Source organism: Nocardia sp. NPDC050697, assembly GCF_040654395.1.
Taxonomy (GTDB): domain Bacteria; phylum Actinomycetota; class Actinomycetes; order Mycobacteriales; family Mycobacteriaceae; genus Nocardia.
Window position 1 is genome coordinate 521,533 of record NZ_JBFAHY010000004.1, and the last position, 13,549, is coordinate 535,081.

Genomic DNA, 13,549 nt, shown 5'->3' on the forward strand with positions numbered 1-13,549 from the left:
CTCGGTTCCTCGGTGCGGTCAGCCGGCGAGCCGGTCGAGCAGGCGCCGGTCGAATTCGATGAGGCGAGCGTAGTTGAGCCGGGAGATCCGCTCGTCGGTGCCGTGGATGCGCTCCAGATCCGCGCGGCTCAGCACGATGGGCGCGAAGTTGCACCTGGTGCCCGCCAGGCCGTCGTAGTGCCTGGAGTCGGTGGCGCCCGGGACCAGCCCCGTGGTCACCGCGATGCCGGGCACCACCGCGCGCGCCAGCTCCGCCACCAGGTCGAAGGCCGGGCCGGGGCCGCTGGTGTCGGAGGGCTCCGAGGCCGGCCCGACCAGCTCGATGGTGAGGCCGGGATCGCGGGTCACCGCGCGGCAGTGCGCGAGCACGCTCCGCACCGAATCACCGGGCAGGATGCGGAAGTTCACCAGCGCCTCGGCGCGCTGCGGCAGCACATTGGCCTTCACCCCGCCGTGGAAGACGGTGGGTGCGGTGGTGGTGCGCACCAGCGCCTCGGTCTGCGGCCCGGCGGCCAGGATGCGGATGACCAGCGGCGCGGCGAGCCGGGCCGCGCGCAGCAGGATTCGCCGCGCCCGCGGCATGGCCCGGCGCAGCCTGCCGACCATGTCCGCGGTCACCGGGGTGAGCCGCAGCGGCATGGGGTGGTCCTGGATCCGGGCCACGGCGCGGGCCACCCGGCCGACCGCGGTCTGCTTCCCCGGCATGGAGGAGTGGCCGCCGACCTGGGTGGCCGCGATCCGCACGGTGGCGTACCCCTTCTCGCCGACCATGACGGTGGCGACCGGCACCGCGACGCCGTCGGCCAGATCCTCGGCGATCACCCCGCCCTCGTCCAGCAGCAGCTCGGCCCGCACCCCGGCCGCCCGCAGGTGCGCCGCCATCCGCACCGCGCCGGAATCCCCGAAGGTCTCCTCGTCGTGGCCGAAGGCCAGGTAGATGGTGCGCCGCGGCCGCACCCCGGCGGCCAGCGCCGCCTCGGTGGCCTCCAGCAGCGCGAGCACCCGGCTCTTGTCGTCGATGGCGCCGCGGCCCCAGATGAACTCCCCGTCCACCACGCCCGCGAACGGCGGGTGCGTCCAGCGGCTCTCGTCGTCCACCGGCACCACGTCCTGGTGCGCGAGCAGCAGCGCGGCCACCCGCTCCGGCTCCCGCCCGGCCCACCGGTAGAGCCTGCTGTGCCCGAACCGGAGACACTCGAGCTCCCGGTGCACCAGCGGGAACGACTCCTCCAGGTGCGCGCCGAGCCGGTCGAACTCGCCGTCGGCGGTGTCCGTCGGCGGCTCGGTGGAGATGGTCACGCAGCGCAGCGCCACGGCAAGGCGCTCGGCGACGGCGTCGTCGACGGGGCGGACCGGTTCGGTCACGGCGCGGGGGCCGGGGCGGGGAGGTTCAGGACCACACTCGCATTCTCCACCACCCCCGGCGCGAGCGTGAGCACCCGCTCGGCCTTCCACTTGAGCAGGTCGGCTCCGGCGCCGCCCGGCAGGTCGGCGGTGCGCAGCGCCGTGAGCAGCGGCAGCTCCACCTCGGCGGCGAGCACCGTGACCGGCGCGTTCACCCCGGCATTGGCCCAGACGTCGTCCACCATGTCCACGATCCGGATGCCGAGCCGGTGCCCGGCCGCGATCGGCCAGTCCTGGGCCAGCATGCGGAGCCGCGCGGTCTCGGTGACCGGGGCGATGCCGCGGGTGATCACGGTGGCGCGGCCGCTCGGCTCCACGTCGTAGAGCTCCATCGCCACCGTCGCGGCGGGCGAACCGTCGAGCCGCACCGTCGCCGTCGGGATACCGGCGAGGTGCTGGGTCGTCGGCAGCGGCTCGGAGATCGTCCAGATCTCCCGGTCCGGGCCGGGCAGCAGCCCGCGGTGGGTGTAGGTGCCGGTGCGCAGCGGCACCGGCACCCGCGCGGCGTCGGCGGGCGGCCACTGCCGCTCCCCGCGCCAGCTGCCGTCCGCCGCGTTCACCGTGATCCGCGGGCCGGGCACCTCGACCTCCCGCCCCGCCACGTGCCGGTCGAAGAAGGCGCGCACCTCGGCGGTGAAATCCGGGCCCGCGCACTTGTCCTGGCAATCCCGGTGCCCCCACTGCCCGAACCAGGCGCGGTGCTCGCCGGGGCCGAGCGCGTCCCAGAAATCGAAGACCCGGTACGGGCGGGTGTTGTAGTCGGTCAGCCCCTGGCCGAGGAATACCGGAACGGTGCTGCCGCGCACCTTCTCCACCAGTTCCCGATCGCGCCAGAACGGCGTCTCCGGATCGTGATTCGCCGTCTCGGCGAGATAGGGGAGATAGCAGTCGAGCGGAATCTGCGCGGCATTCGCCCGGTACTCCGGTGACGAATTCCAGTGTCCGGGAATGGAGGCGAAGAGCAGGTGCTCGAGGCCGACCCCGTCGGCCGGGCGCAATCCGGTCTCCACCACCGGTTTACCGGAGAATCGCCACGAGATGCCCTGCATGTACAGATAGGTGTAGGGATCGACGGCGGGGCCGAAGGTGGCGACCGCGGCGAGCCCGCGCGGCCGCTCGGCCAGCCCCATCACCCCCGCCCAGCCCTCGTAGGAGAGGCCGTACAGCCCCACCTTCCCGGTCGACCAGGGCGCGTCCGCCGCCCACTCGACCGCGGTCCGCACGTCGCCGCGCTCGCCGGGGCCGCCGTAGTCCGGGCAGCCGGACGAGCCCGCGAAGCCGCGCAGATCCACGATCACGTAGGTGTACCCGGCCGCCAGCAGCGGCGTGACCGGCAGGTAGTCGGTGACCGGGCCGCCCTGCGGGCGCGGCACCGTGAGGTACGCGAGCTGGTTGCGGTAGGGGCTCACGGTCATGATCACCGGGGTGCGCACGTCGTCGGCGAGCCCCGGCGGGCGCAGGATGTCGGCGTGCAGCCGGGTGCCGTCCGGCGCGGTCAGGAACTCCTCCCGCCACTGGAACGCGGCCGCGGGCTCGGCCGCCGTCACCGGCGCGAGCACCCCGAGTATCAGCAGCGCCCCGGTCAGCGCGCGCAGCACCGTCGCGATCGTCACCCGAGCACTATCGACCGTCGCGCGGGCTCGCGCCAGACCCCGGATCGGGGGTCGCCGCGCGAATTGCGCGGCGCCGGGGACACGCCGGTGTCGGCCGGAAATACGACGAGAGCGGCGCGCCTCCGGGCGTATGATCGGCGCATTCGATGGCTCGGGGATTGAGAATGAACGATTCGACAGCCGGTGACTGGGAGCGGTTCGTGCGCGCGCTGGCGCGCTGCCTGGCGGAACTCCCGTCCCGGGCGACCCTGGTCATCGCCGCCTCCGGAAACCGCTACGCGCAATTCGTGCAATTCGACATCCGGCTCTCCGCGGAATTGGCGGGCAACGATTTCCTGCTCGAACCGATCTCCCCGGCGAACGCGCAGCGGCTGCGCGAGCTGGGCTGGACCGCCCCCGACGCGGCGCGCGACGTCGAGAACTGGAGCCGCACCCTGCTCTGGCCGATCTCCCAGCGCACGCTGGTGCGGCTGGCCGAGGGCGCGGCGATCGGGCTGCACGACGCCATGGGTGTCGAGTCCCCCGCCGACCTGCGGGCCAGCGGCTGGACCGAGAATCCCGGCTCGCTCGACCTCTCCGTGCTCGGCGTCGCCGACCGGCGCGAGCCGCCGGACCGCAGCCACGCGCACGGCTGAGCCCGCCGCCGTCGGCCGCGAACTGCCTGGCACTATCCTGAGCACCATGGCAGCAGGGAAGGCCGCTTCCAAGGAAGCGAAGGCCGCGGCGAAGGCGGCGCGCAAGCAGCAGTCGAAGGAACGCAGGCAGCAGCTGTGGCAGGCGTTCCAGATGCAGCGCAAGGAAGACAAGCTGCTGCTCCCGCTGATGATCGGCTCGGTGCTCGGCAGCACCGTGCTGTTCTTCCTGATCGGGCTGATCTTCGGCATCCAGTGGTTCCTGCTGCCGCTCGGCATCCTGCTCGGCGTGCTGCTCGCCTTCATCATCTTCGGCCGCCGGGTGCAGCGCACCGTCTACACCCGCGCCGAGGGCCAAGCCGGCGCCGCCGCCTGGGTGCTGGAGAACCTGCAGGGCAAGTGGCGGGTGTCGAACGGCGTCGCCGCCACCACCCAGCTGGACGCGGTGCACCGGGTGATCGGGCTGCCCGGCGTCATCTTCGTCGCCGAGGGCAACCCGCAGCGGGTGCGCTCGCTGCTCGCCCAGGAGAAGAAGCGCACCGCCCGGCTGATCGGCGACACCCCCATCTACGACGTCGTGATCGGCAACGACGAGGGCCAGGTGCCGCTCAAGGAGCTGCAGCGCTACCTCACCAAGCTGCCGCGCAATATCGACGCCAAGCGGATGGACAATATCGAGGGCAGGCTCTCGGCGCTCAGCTCGCGCAGCGGCCCGGCCCTGCCCAAGGGCCCGATGCCGGGCAACGCCAAGATGCGCGGCATGCAGCGCACCATCCGGCGGCGCTGATCAGCGCGAGCGCACCAGCACGGTGCCGGTGGCGCGGTCGTGCATGCCGCGGCCGTCGGCGTCGGTGAAGAGCGCCGGGATCACGAACACCAGCAGCGCCTGCCTGGCCAGCGCCCGGACGAAGCCGACCGGGATCGGCCCTTCGATCCTGGCCACCCGCAGCCGGGCGAAGTACTGCCCGGGGGTGAAGCCGAAGAGCGTCACCGCCGCGATGCCGATCACGAACCAGATCAGCAGCGGCAGGTTGGCGTTCACCCCGCGCACGATGAGCGCGGAGATGCCGACCGCGATCATCCAGTCCAGGAAGACCGCGACCACCCGCCTGCCGGTGCCCGAGACCGAGCCCGCCCCGTGCTCGGGAAGCCCGAACTGCTCGCCCCGATACCCCGACGCGGCCGGACCCCCCGGCTCCGCCGCGGGTCCGGAGAGCCAGGAACCGGTGATACGCGCCATGAGCCCAGGATAGGTCGTCGCTCGCCCGCGCTTCACCCGGTGCCACCGCATACCGGCAGTTAACCGATGGCGGGGTGACCGCGGTGCCGCGGCCGGTGTGTCCCGCCCGGCGGAGCGCGGCATGTGAGCAAGGCCATGCGGGCCCGGTCGGCCCGGGCTGCCGGAGCTTCGCTGGGGTCGCGCGCCGCGCTCCGACGCACCTCGCTCGGACCTGCGGCTATACCGTGGCAACCGGCACGCGCGGCGACCCGCAAACCCGTGCCCACGTCGTGCGCGAGGGCGGGGCATGGCAGGATCGTCGGTGGTCCGGGGCGAGGCGGGCAACCTCACACCAATCGCCCTACGTGTAACACTCGCGAAACACAGCCTTGATTGCCGGGAAACACCGCGTCCATAGCGTCTTTCGACGAACCCACGCAATCACCACGGGCTGGGAACCGATCGGTAAGGAGAACAAGTGACGTTCAGCACGGCCGACGAGGTCATCAAGTACATCGCGGAGCAGGAGGTCGAGTACGTCGACATCCGCTTCAGCGACCTGCCCGGTGTGCAGCAGCACTTCTCCATCCCGGGCAAGGCCTTCACCACCGACCTCGTCGAGGACGGGCTCGCCTTCGACGGCTCCTCCGTCCGCGGTTTCCAGTCCATCGACGAGTCGGACATGCTGCTGCTGCCCGACTTCAGCACCGCGCAGCTGGATCCGTTCCGCGCCGCCAAGACGCTGAACATCAACTTCTTCGTGCACGACCCGTTCACCCGCGAGGCCTACTCCCGCGACCCGCGCAATATCGCCCGCAAGGCCGAGGAGTACCTGCGCAGCACCGGCATCGCCGACACCGCGTACTTCGGCGCCGAGGCCGAGTTCTACATCTTCGACTCGATCCGGTACGACTCCGGCATCAACGGCTCCTTCTACGAGATCGAGTCGGTCTCGGGTTCCTGGAACACCGGCTCCGAGCGCGACCCGGACGGCAGGCTGAACCGGGGCTACAAGGTCCGCAACAAGGGCGGCTACTTCCCGGTGGCGCCGTACGACCACTACGTCGACCTGCGCGACAAGATCGCCACCAACCTGCAGAACGCCGGCTTCGAGCTGGAGCGCGGGCACCACGAGGTCGGCACCGCCGGTCAGGCCGAGATCAACTACAAGTTCAACACCCTGCTCGGCGCCGCCGACGACCTGCAGCTCTTCAAGTACATCGTGAAGAACACCGCGTGGGCCGAGGGCAAGACCGTCACCTTCATGCCCAAGCCGCTCTTCGGCGACAACGGCTCCGGCATGCACGCGCACCAGTCGCTGTGGAAGGACGGCAAGCCGCTCTTCCACGACGAGGCCGGCTACGGCGGCCTCTCCGACCTGGCGCGGCACTACATCGGCGGCATCCTGCACCACGCCCCCTCGCTGCTCGCCTTCACCAACCCGACGGTGAACTCCTACCACCGCCTGGTCCCCGGCTACGAGGCCCCCATCAACCTGGTGTACTCGCAGCGCAACCGCTCCGCCGCCGTCCGCATCCCGGTCACCGGCAACAACCCGAAGGCCAAGCGCATCGAGTTCCGCGCGCCGGACTCCTCGGGCAACCCGTACCTGGCCTTCGCCGCCATGCTGATGGCCGGCCTGGACGGCATCAAGAAGAAGATCGAGCCGCTCGCCCCCGTCGACAAGGACCTCTACGAGCTCCCGCCGGAGGAGGCCAAGGGCATCCCCCAGGCCCCCACCAGCCTCGCCTCGGTCATCGACCGGCTCGAGCAGGACCACGAGTACCTCACCGAGGGCAATGTCTTCACCGAGGACCTGATCGAGACCTGGATCACGCTCAAGCGTGAGGGTGAGATCGCGCCGGTCAACCTGCGGCCGCACCCGTACGAGTTCGAGCTGTACTTCGACGTGTAGGTCGTCCCGCGTTCGAGGGTTCTCCGAAGCCCCGGCATTCCGATGGGGGATGCCGGGGCTTCGGTCTGTCACGGGGAGGGGAACCGATGGCACGAGCTGCGCGTCAGTATGTAGACAGGCGTGACCGAGAGGGGCCGATGGGCAAAGAAGTGGCAGGCAAAATCTTCTCGACGCCGGAAGAGTTGGGGTCGGCCCCGCTGGGTGAGGACGAACTCGCGAAGGCTCGGCGAATGCTGGCGCAGGCGCAGGCCCGGCGCGACAGCATCCCGTCGGAGGAGCGGACGCCTGCTTCTCCGAAGTTCTACGACGACGCGGCCGGTACCGAGTACGAGAGGCGAGAGCCCTCGTAGAGCCCGACCTGCGAGAGGGTGAACGGGTCGCAGGTCGGACCCGGTTCACAGCTGCGGCGGCGACGGCGCTCGACATCGTGCGCGAGGCATGGACCCGTGCGGTGAACGGCGAAAAGCTGTTCGCGGAAACGGATCCGTGAAGGCCCTCGACCTGGTTCGATGAGCAATCGACTCGCACTCATAGCGAGCGGACATCATCGAGCGGGAGGGTTCATGACCGATCAGTACGGGCGGCCCCAGCAGTATCCGGCGCCGCCGCCGCAGGGGCAGTACCCCGGGGGGTACGGGCCGCAGGGGTATGCGCAGCCGCCGCGGAAGAAGGCGAAGTGGCCGTGGATCCTCGGGGGGACCGCGCTGGTGATCCTGCTCGGTGTCGGCGGGTGCATGGCGCTGATCGCGGGGGCGGTGAACGAGGTGGACAAGGAGGCCGCGCGGGAGGTGACGGTCACCTACGAGGTCGACGGGAGCGGGGGGTCGGCGTCGGTGACGTATTCGGGGCGGGACTTCGACATCGCCCAGGAGACGGAGGCGCCGCTGCCGTGGCGCAAGACGGTCACCATCGACGGGCTGGGGAAGTACGTGAGCCTGACGGCACAGAACGGTGAGGACGGCGCGGAGCTCTCCTGCCGCATCCTGGTCGACGGCCGGGTGATCTCCGAGCAGACCTCGAACGGCCCGTTCTCCATGGTCAGCTGTAGCGGGGACGCGGGCGGGGAGTGAGCGAGCCCGGTCGGTGGGGTACGTGCCCACCGACCGGATCGGAGTACCTCAGCCGCCGAAGCGCGCCAGCACCGAGCTGGCCTCCTGCGAGGCGGTGCCCTCGTTCGCGAGATGCGCCATGGCGGGGGCGATCTCGCGGCCGTGGTGCGCCATGGCCTGGGCGTAGAGCCGGCCGGCGCGATAGGAGGAGCGGACCAGCGGGCCCGCCATGACGCCGGCGAAGCCGAGCTCCTCGGCCACCCGGGAGTGCTCGACGAACTCCTCCGGCTTCACCCAGCGGTCCACCGGGTGGTGCCGGGGGGAGGGGCGCAGGTACTGGGTGATGGTGAGGATGTCGCAGCCGGCTTCGTGCAGGTCGCGCATGGCCTGGGTGACCTCCTCCGGGGTCTCGCCCATGCCGAGGATCAGGTTCGACTTGGTGACCAGCCCGGCCTCGCGGGCGGCGGTGAGCACGGCCAGCGAGCGCTCGTAGCGGAAGGCGGGGCGGATGCGCTTGAAGATGCGCGGCACCGTCTCCAGATTGTGCGCGAGCACCTCGGGGCGCGCGGAGAAGACCTCGGCGAGCTGCTCGGGCACGGCGTTGAAATCCGGGATGAGCAGCTCGACGCCGGTGTTCGGGTTCAGCGCCTTGATGGCGCGCACCGTCTCGGCGTAGAGCCAGGCGGCGCCGTCGGCCAGGTCGTCACGGGCGACGCCGGTGATGGTGCTGTAGCGCAGCCCCATGGCCTGCACGCTCTCCGCCACCCGGCGCGGCTCGTCGCGGTCGAGCGCGGCGGGCTTGCCGGTGTCGATCTGGCAGAAGTCGCAGCGGCGGGTGCACTGCTCGCCGCCGATGAGGAAGGTGGCTTCGCGGTCTTCCCAGCACTCGAAGATATTGGGGCAGCCCGCCTCCTCGCACACGGTGTGCAGCCCCTCGCGCTTCACCAGCCCCTTGAGCTCGGTGTACTCGGGACCCATGGTGGCGCGGGTGCGGATCCAGCCGGGTTTGCGCTCGATCGGGGTCTCGGCGTTGCGGGCCTCGATGCGGAGCAGCTTGCGGCCCTGGGGGGCGCGGGCGGCCTCGCCGGGGGTGGAGCGGGGCGCGGGAGTCTCGTGAGCGGTGGTCACTGTCTCGACCTTACGCCGTCGGCGCCACGGCCTGCGGCCGGGCGAGCGTGTGATCGCGCACGGGGAGCTCGCCGTCCAGCGCCTGCCCGATGGCCGCGGCCACCAGCGGCTTCAGCTCGGCGACGGTGACCTCGTACCCCAGCTCCCTGGTGAGCGTGGTGACGCCGGCGTCCCGGATGCCGCACGGCACGATGGCCTGGAAGCCGTCCATGGCGGGGTTGGCGTTGAGCGAGATGCCGTGCAGCGCCACACCGCGCTGCACCCGGACCCCGATGGCGGCGATCTTGCGCTCGGCCAGTGGCCCGGCGGCGGGCAGCCAGACCCCGGAGCGGCCCTCCACCCGGCCGCACTCGATGCCGAAGCCGGTGCAGACGCTGATCAGCGCCTCCTCCAGCCTGCGCACGTACTTCACCACGTCCACCGGCTCGGCCAGCCGGACGATCGGGTACCCGACCAGCTGCCCCGGCCCGTGCCAGGTGATCTTGCCGCCGCGGTCGACCTGCACCACCGGGCTGCCGTCGATCGGCAGATCCTCGGCCTCGGTGCGGCGGCCCGCGGTGTAGACGGAGGGGTGCTCGAGCAGCAGCAGCCGATCGGCGCCGCGGCCGGCGGCGCGCTCGGCGGCGAGCGCGCGCTGCCGGTCCCAGGCTCGGTGGTAATCGATCAGCCCCAGATCTTCGACCACGATCGGGGTCGAGGCGAGGCGGGCGGACGGTGTGGTGGTCACAGCGGCGACGTTACGCCCCGAGGCGGGGATCGGGCTCGGGGACCGGGAGCGTGAGCTGCATGAGCGTGAGATCCATCCACAGGCCGAACTTTCTCCCCACCTCGGGAAGTTCGCCGACGATGCGGAAGCCGAACTGCTCGTGCAGTGCTATGGAGCCGGTATTGCGGGATTCGATCGCGGCGATCATCGCGTGCACCGACCCCGACTCGCGGGCCCGCTCCAGCAGCGCCGTGAGCAGCGCCCGGGCCACCCCGCGGCGCTGGAAGCGCTCGTCCACGTAGACCGAGTTCTCCACGCTGTGCAGGTAGCCGAGCTTGGGCCGCCACTGTCCGTAGCCGGCGTACCCCGCGACCTCGCCGTCGATCTCGGCCACCAGGATCGGGTGCCCGGCCGCGGCGCGCGCCGCGAACCACGCCTCCCGCTCCTCGATGCCGACCTCGTCGACATCCCAGATCGCCGTCGAGGCGGCGATATTGGCATTGTGGATCGCCAGAATCGCCGGTAGATCGCTCTCCAACGCGTCACGAACCTTCACGCGCCGTCCCCCGCGGGGTCGAAGAGATCGGTCAGCGCGATGCCGAGGGTCGGGTGGCGGAACACGTACTCGCTCTCCTCCAGGACGGTCGGAATGGCGCGCGGCCCGCGCAGCACCGCCTCGTCGGCGAACTCGCCGATGGCGGCGCGCAGCACGAACGAGGGCACCACCAGCGGCGTCGGCCTGCGCAGCGCGCGGCCGAGCGCCCTGGTGAACTCGGCATTGGTGACCGGGGCCGGGCCGACCGCGTTCACCGGCCCCGCGACCGACGAATCGGCGAGCACGTGCCGGATGGCGCCGACCTCGTCGGCCAGCGAGATCCACGGCGTGTACTGCCTGCCGTCGCCGAAGCGGCCACCGACACCGAGCCCGAAGAGCGGGCGCAGCACGCCGAGCAGCCCGCCGGTGCGGGCGAGCACCAGCCCGCCGCGCAGCAGCACCGTCCGCACCCCGGCGGCGGCCGCGGGCGCGGTGGCGGCCTCCCAGTCCCGGCACAGCGTGGCGAGGAAACCGGTTCCGGGGCGGGCGTTCTCGTCGATCACCCGATCCCCGGTGGCGCCGCCGTAGATGTGCACGCCGCCCGCGTTGACCAGCACCGGAACCCCGGCCGCCGCGACCGCGCCGGCCAGCACGTCGGTGGGGGTGATGCGGCTGTCCCGCAACTCCTGCTTGAACCGGCCGGTCCAGCGCTGGGCGTGGATATTGCGCCCGCACAGGTTGACGGCGGCGTCGGCCCCGCGCAGCGCCCGCTGGTCCAGCTCGGCGCGCGCGGGGTCCCAGGCGAACTCGTCCGGTGCGGCGGGTTGCCGCCGCACCAGCCGGGCCACCTCGTGCCCGTCCCGGCGCAGCGCCGCGACGAGCGCCGTCCCGATCAGGCCGGACGAACCGGCGACAACGACCTTCATCGAGACGGCAGCCCTCCGCTTACAGCCCCAGATCGGCCTCGAACGCGGCTTCCTCCAGCCGATGCCGGATGGTGGTGAGGAAGCGGCCCGCGTCCGCGCCGTCGATCAGGCGGTGGTCGTAGGTCAGCGGCAGGAACGCCATCGAGCGGACGCCGATGGACTCGCTGCCACCCTCGTCGGTCACCACCACCGGGCGCTTGACGATCGCGCCGGTGCCGAGCATGGCCGCCTGCGGCGGAACCAGGATCGGGGTGTCGAACAGCGCGCCCTGGCTGCCGATATTGGTGATGGTGAAGGTGCCGCCGGAGAGCTCGTCCGGCTTCAGCCCGCCGGTGCGCGCCCGGCCGGCGATATCGGCGATGGCCCTGGCCAGCCCGGCCAGCGAGAGGTCGCTGGCATTGTGGATGATCGGCGAGAGTAGCCCCTGCTCGGTGTCGACGGCGATGCCGAGGTGCACCGAGGCGTGGTAGGTGATCTGCTTGCTGTCGTCGTCGTAGCTGGCATTGACGTTCGGGTGCACGCCGAGCGCCTCGACCACGGCCTTGGCGAAGAACGGCAGGAAGGTGAGGTTCACGCCCTCGCGCTCCTTGAACGCCGCCTTGGCCTTGGCGCGCAGCGCCGCGATCCGGGTGACGTCGACCTCGTGCACCTGGGTGAGCTGCGCGGTGGTGCGCAGCGACTCCAGCGTCTTGGTCGCGGTGATCTGCCGGATCCGGTTGGCCTTCTGCGTGGTCCCGCGCAGGTGCGCCAGCTCGGGGGCGGGCTGCGGCTTCGCCTTCGGCGCGGCGGGCGTCGCGGCCGCGGCGGGCTGCTGCGGCGCGGCGGCGGCGGGCTCCGGCGCCTTCTTGGCCTCGGCCGCGGCCAGCACGTCCTGCTTGCGGATGCGGCCGCCGACACCGGAGCCGCTCAGCTCGCCGAGGTCGACGCCGTGCTCCTCGGCCAGCCTGCGCACCAGCGGGGTGACGTACGGGGTGGACCCGGCGGCGGGCTCGCTCTTCGGCGCCGCGGCCTTCGCCGGGGCGGGCTGCGAAGGCTTCTCTTCTTCCTTCGGCGCGGGGGCCTGCTCGGGCTCGGGTTCCGGCTCGGGCTCGGGCTCGGGTTCCGGCTCCGGCTCGGCCTCCTGCTTCGGCTCGGGGGCGGGCGCGGGCTCGGACTTCGGCGCGGGCGAACCGCTGCCGATCACGCCGAGCTGGCCGCCGACCGCGACCACGTCGTCCTCCTCCGCGGTGATCTCGAGCAGCGTGCCCGCGACCGGGGAGGGAATCTCGGTGTCGACCTTGTCGGTGGAGACCTCGAGCAGCGGCTCGTCGACGGCGACCTCGTCGCCGATGGCCTTGAGCCAGCGGGTGACGGTGCCCTCGGTGACCGATTCGCCCAGCTCCGGCATCTTCACCGGGGTGCCCTCACCGGACCCCGACGACGCGGCGGGCGCGCTCTGCTCGGGCTCGGGCTCGGCGGCGGGCTCCTCCTCGGCGGGCTCCTCCTCGGCGGCGGGGGCCTCCTCGCTCGGCGCCTCTTCGGCGGCCGGAGCCGGGGCCTCGTCGCCGCCGCTCTGCTCGCCGGCATCGCCGATCACACCGAGCTCACCGCCGACCTCGACCACGTCGTCCTCCTGGGCGACGATCTTCGTCAGCACACCTGCGGCCGGAGACGGGATCTCGGTGTCGACCTTGTCGGTCGATACCTCGAGCAGGGGCTCGTCGACCTCGACCGTGTCTCCTTCCTGCTTCAGCCACCTGGTGACCGTTCCCTCGGTGACGCTCTCACCAAGAGCCGGCATCTGGACGGAGAAGGCCATGTCCGTTGACTCCTTGACTGCTCGACGGGTCTACAACAGTTCGCTGCCCGGTGGGGCACCGCCGCGGGTCGCGGCGACGTCCGCGCGCGCTCGGCACCGGATATCTGTGTGGTTTCTTGTACCGCGGTCCATCCTTGCACTCGCGCGCGTGGCATGTGGCACAGGGCGGGCAACTGCCGGGCTCGGGCACTATGGAACTACCCGGTCGCGGCGCGCGAACCCCGGCCGGTGTGGTGACGAGGAGGTGATTGCCGAGATGGGGCTGCTCGATCGCCTCCGTGGTGCCGCCGCCAGGGCCGGACGCTCGGCGCGGCGGGGCGGGGTGCGCGCGGAGGACGCCCGCTACCTGGCCGAGTGGGTGCGCACGCACACCGGCGTCGAGGGTTATGTGGAACCGAAGACCACCGTGACCGATGTCACGGTGGTGCTGATCGCCGCCGATGGGGAGTGGACCCGCCGCGTCGTCGGCGAGCGCGGCGCCCGCAGCCTCGCCGGCGATCTCCGCATCCCGGTCTACGACGTGGCACGCACGGGCTACCCGCAGCGCATGCGCGACCACGACGAACGCGAGCGCATCCGCCGCAGGCACGAGCTGGAGCGCGAACTCGACGAGCTGTGACCGGC

General features: G+C 71.8%; 14 protein-coding genes. 6 read left to right on the forward strand and 8 right to left on the reverse strand.

Annotated elements, in window-relative coordinates; all coding sequences use genetic code 11:
* Positions 1-18 precede the first annotated feature (18 nt).
* Together AB0H71_RS18025 and AB0H71_RS18030 are read right to left on the reverse strand one after the other, a co-directional pair.
* Positions 19-1,365 (reverse strand): M20/M25/M40 family metallo-hydrolase, encoded by a 1,347-nt coding sequence (locus AB0H71_RS18025; protein WP_357021682.1) that lies wholly within the window; start codon positions 1,363-1,365, stop codon positions 19-21.
* Positions 1,362-3,017: a CocE/NonD family hydrolase gene (locus AB0H71_RS18030; RefSeq protein ID WP_357021685.1), complete on the reverse strand. Its 1,656-nt coding sequence runs from the start codon at positions 3,015-3,017 to the stop codon at positions 1,362-1,364. The genes AB0H71_RS18025 and AB0H71_RS18030 overlap by 4 nt, the downstream gene beginning before the upstream one ends.
* 164 nt (positions 3,018-3,181) lie before the next feature.
* On the opposite strand from AB0H71_RS18030, the gene AB0H71_RS18035 reads away from it, so the two are divergent.
* Positions 3,182-3,652, forward strand: a complete 471-nt coding sequence (locus tag AB0H71_RS18035) for a hypothetical protein (RefSeq protein ID WP_357021688.1) — start codon at positions 3,182-3,184, stop codon at positions 3,650-3,652.
* 46 nt (positions 3,653-3,698) lie between these two features.
* The gene (locus AB0H71_RS18040; RefSeq protein WP_357021689.1) at positions 3,699-4,436 is read left to right on the forward strand and encodes a DUF4191 domain-containing protein; all 738 of its coding nucleotides are present in this window, start codon (positions 3,699-3,701) and stop codon (positions 4,434-4,436) included.
* Here AB0H71_RS18040 and AB0H71_RS18045 read toward each other — a convergent pair whose 3' ends face one another.
* Positions 4,437-4,889: an RDD family protein gene (locus AB0H71_RS18045; protein ID WP_357021691.1), complete on the reverse strand. Its 453-nt coding sequence runs from the start codon at positions 4,887-4,889 to the stop codon at positions 4,437-4,439. It lies immediately after the preceding gene.
* 457 nt (positions 4,890-5,346) lie between these two features.
* Between AB0H71_RS18045 and glnA the strand changes: the two genes are divergently transcribed.
* The 3 genes from glnA (at position 5,347) to AB0H71_RS18060 (ending at position 7,853) form a co-directional block, all read left to right on the forward strand.
* Positions 5,347-6,783: a type I glutamate--ammonia ligase gene (gene glnA, locus AB0H71_RS18050; RefSeq protein WP_357021693.1), complete on the forward strand. Its 1,437-nt coding sequence runs from the start codon at positions 5,347-5,349 to the stop codon at positions 6,781-6,783.
* Between the two features lie 137 nt (positions 6,784-6,920).
* Positions 6,921-7,133 carry a hypothetical protein gene (locus AB0H71_RS18055; RefSeq protein ID WP_357021696.1) on the forward strand — a complete coding sequence of 71 codons (213 nt, stop codon included), beginning with the start codon at positions 6,921-6,923 and terminating at the stop codon, positions 7,131-7,133.
* 213 nt (positions 7,134-7,346) lie between these two features.
* A complete protein-coding gene (locus AB0H71_RS18060) occupies positions 7,347-7,853 on the forward strand; it encodes an MmpS family transport accessory protein (RefSeq protein ID WP_357021699.1) in 507 nt (168 codons plus the stop codon).
* 48 nt (positions 7,854-7,901) lie between these two features.
* Here AB0H71_RS18060 and lipA read toward each other — a convergent pair whose 3' ends face one another.
* From lipA to sucB, 5 genes are read right to left on the reverse strand one after another with little or no spacing between them, the layout of a single operon-like run.
* Entirely contained in the window at positions 7,902-8,960 is a 1,059-nt protein-coding gene (gene lipA, locus AB0H71_RS18065; protein ID WP_357021701.1) for a lipoyl synthase, read from the reverse strand.
* A 10-nt stretch (positions 8,961-8,970) separates the two neighbouring features.
* The gene (lipB, locus tag AB0H71_RS18070) at positions 8,971-9,687 is read right to left on the reverse strand and encodes a lipoyl(octanoyl) transferase LipB (protein ID WP_357021703.1); all 717 of its coding nucleotides are present in this window, start codon (positions 9,685-9,687) and stop codon (positions 8,971-8,973) included.
* A gap of 10 nt (positions 9,688-9,697) precedes the next feature.
* Complete coding sequence (locus AB0H71_RS18075) at positions 9,698-10,222, reverse strand: N-acetyltransferase family protein (RefSeq protein ID WP_357021706.1); 525 nt, start codon at positions 10,220-10,222, stop codon at positions 9,698-9,700.
* Positions 10,219-11,127 carry a TIGR01777 family oxidoreductase gene (locus AB0H71_RS18080; protein WP_357021708.1) on the reverse strand — a complete coding sequence of 303 codons (909 nt, stop codon included), beginning with the start codon at positions 11,125-11,127 and terminating at the stop codon, positions 10,219-10,221. The genes AB0H71_RS18075 and AB0H71_RS18080 overlap by 4 nt, the downstream gene beginning before the upstream one ends.
* 19 nt (positions 11,128-11,146) lie before the next feature.
* Complete coding sequence (gene sucB, locus AB0H71_RS18085; RefSeq protein ID WP_357021711.1) at positions 11,147-12,925, reverse strand: 2-oxoglutarate dehydrogenase, E2 component, dihydrolipoamide succinyltransferase; 1,779 nt, start codon at positions 12,923-12,925, stop codon at positions 11,147-11,149.
* Positions 12,926-13,181: 256 nt separating this feature from the next.
* Between sucB and AB0H71_RS18090 the strand changes: the two genes are divergently transcribed.
* A complete protein-coding gene (locus AB0H71_RS18090; protein WP_357021974.1) occupies positions 13,182-13,544 on the forward strand; it encodes an oxidoreductase in 363 nt (120 codons plus the stop codon).
* The last annotated feature ends 5 nt before the right edge of the window (positions 13,545-13,549 follow it).

Bases quoted from the DNA above. Each gene is read 5' to 3' on its own strand.
- AB0H71_RS18035 (WP_357021688.1), top strand. From the start codon at position 3,182: ATGAACGATTCGACAGCCGGTGACTGGGAGCGGTTCGTGCGCGCGCTG.
- AB0H71_RS18040 (WP_357021689.1), top strand. From the start codon at position 3,699: ATGGCAGCAGGGAAGGCCGCTTCCAAGGAAGCGAAGGCCGCGGCGAAG.
- AB0H71_RS18045 (WP_357021691.1), bottom strand. From the start codon at position 4,889: ATGGCGCGTATCACCGGTTCCTGGCTCTCCGGACCCGCGGCGGAGCCG.
- AB0H71_RS18055 (WP_357021696.1), top strand. From the start codon at position 6,921: ATGGGCAAAGAAGTGGCAGGCAAAATCTTCTCGACGCCGGAAGAGTTG.
- AB0H71_RS18060 (WP_357021699.1), top strand. From the start codon at position 7,347: ATGACCGATCAGTACGGGCGGCCCCAGCAGTATCCGGCGCCGCCGCCG.
- AB0H71_RS18080 (WP_357021708.1), bottom strand. From the start codon at position 11,127: ATGAAGGTCGTTGTCGCCGGTTCGTCCGGCCTGATCGGGACGGCGCTC.
- sucB (WP_357021711.1), bottom strand. From the start codon at position 12,925: ATGGCCTTCTCCGTCCAGATGCCGGCTCTTGGTGAGAGCGTCACCGAG.
- AB0H71_RS18090 (WP_357021974.1), top strand. From the start codon at position 13,182: ATGGGGCTGCTCGATCGCCTCCGTGGTGCCGCCGCCAGGGCCGGACGC.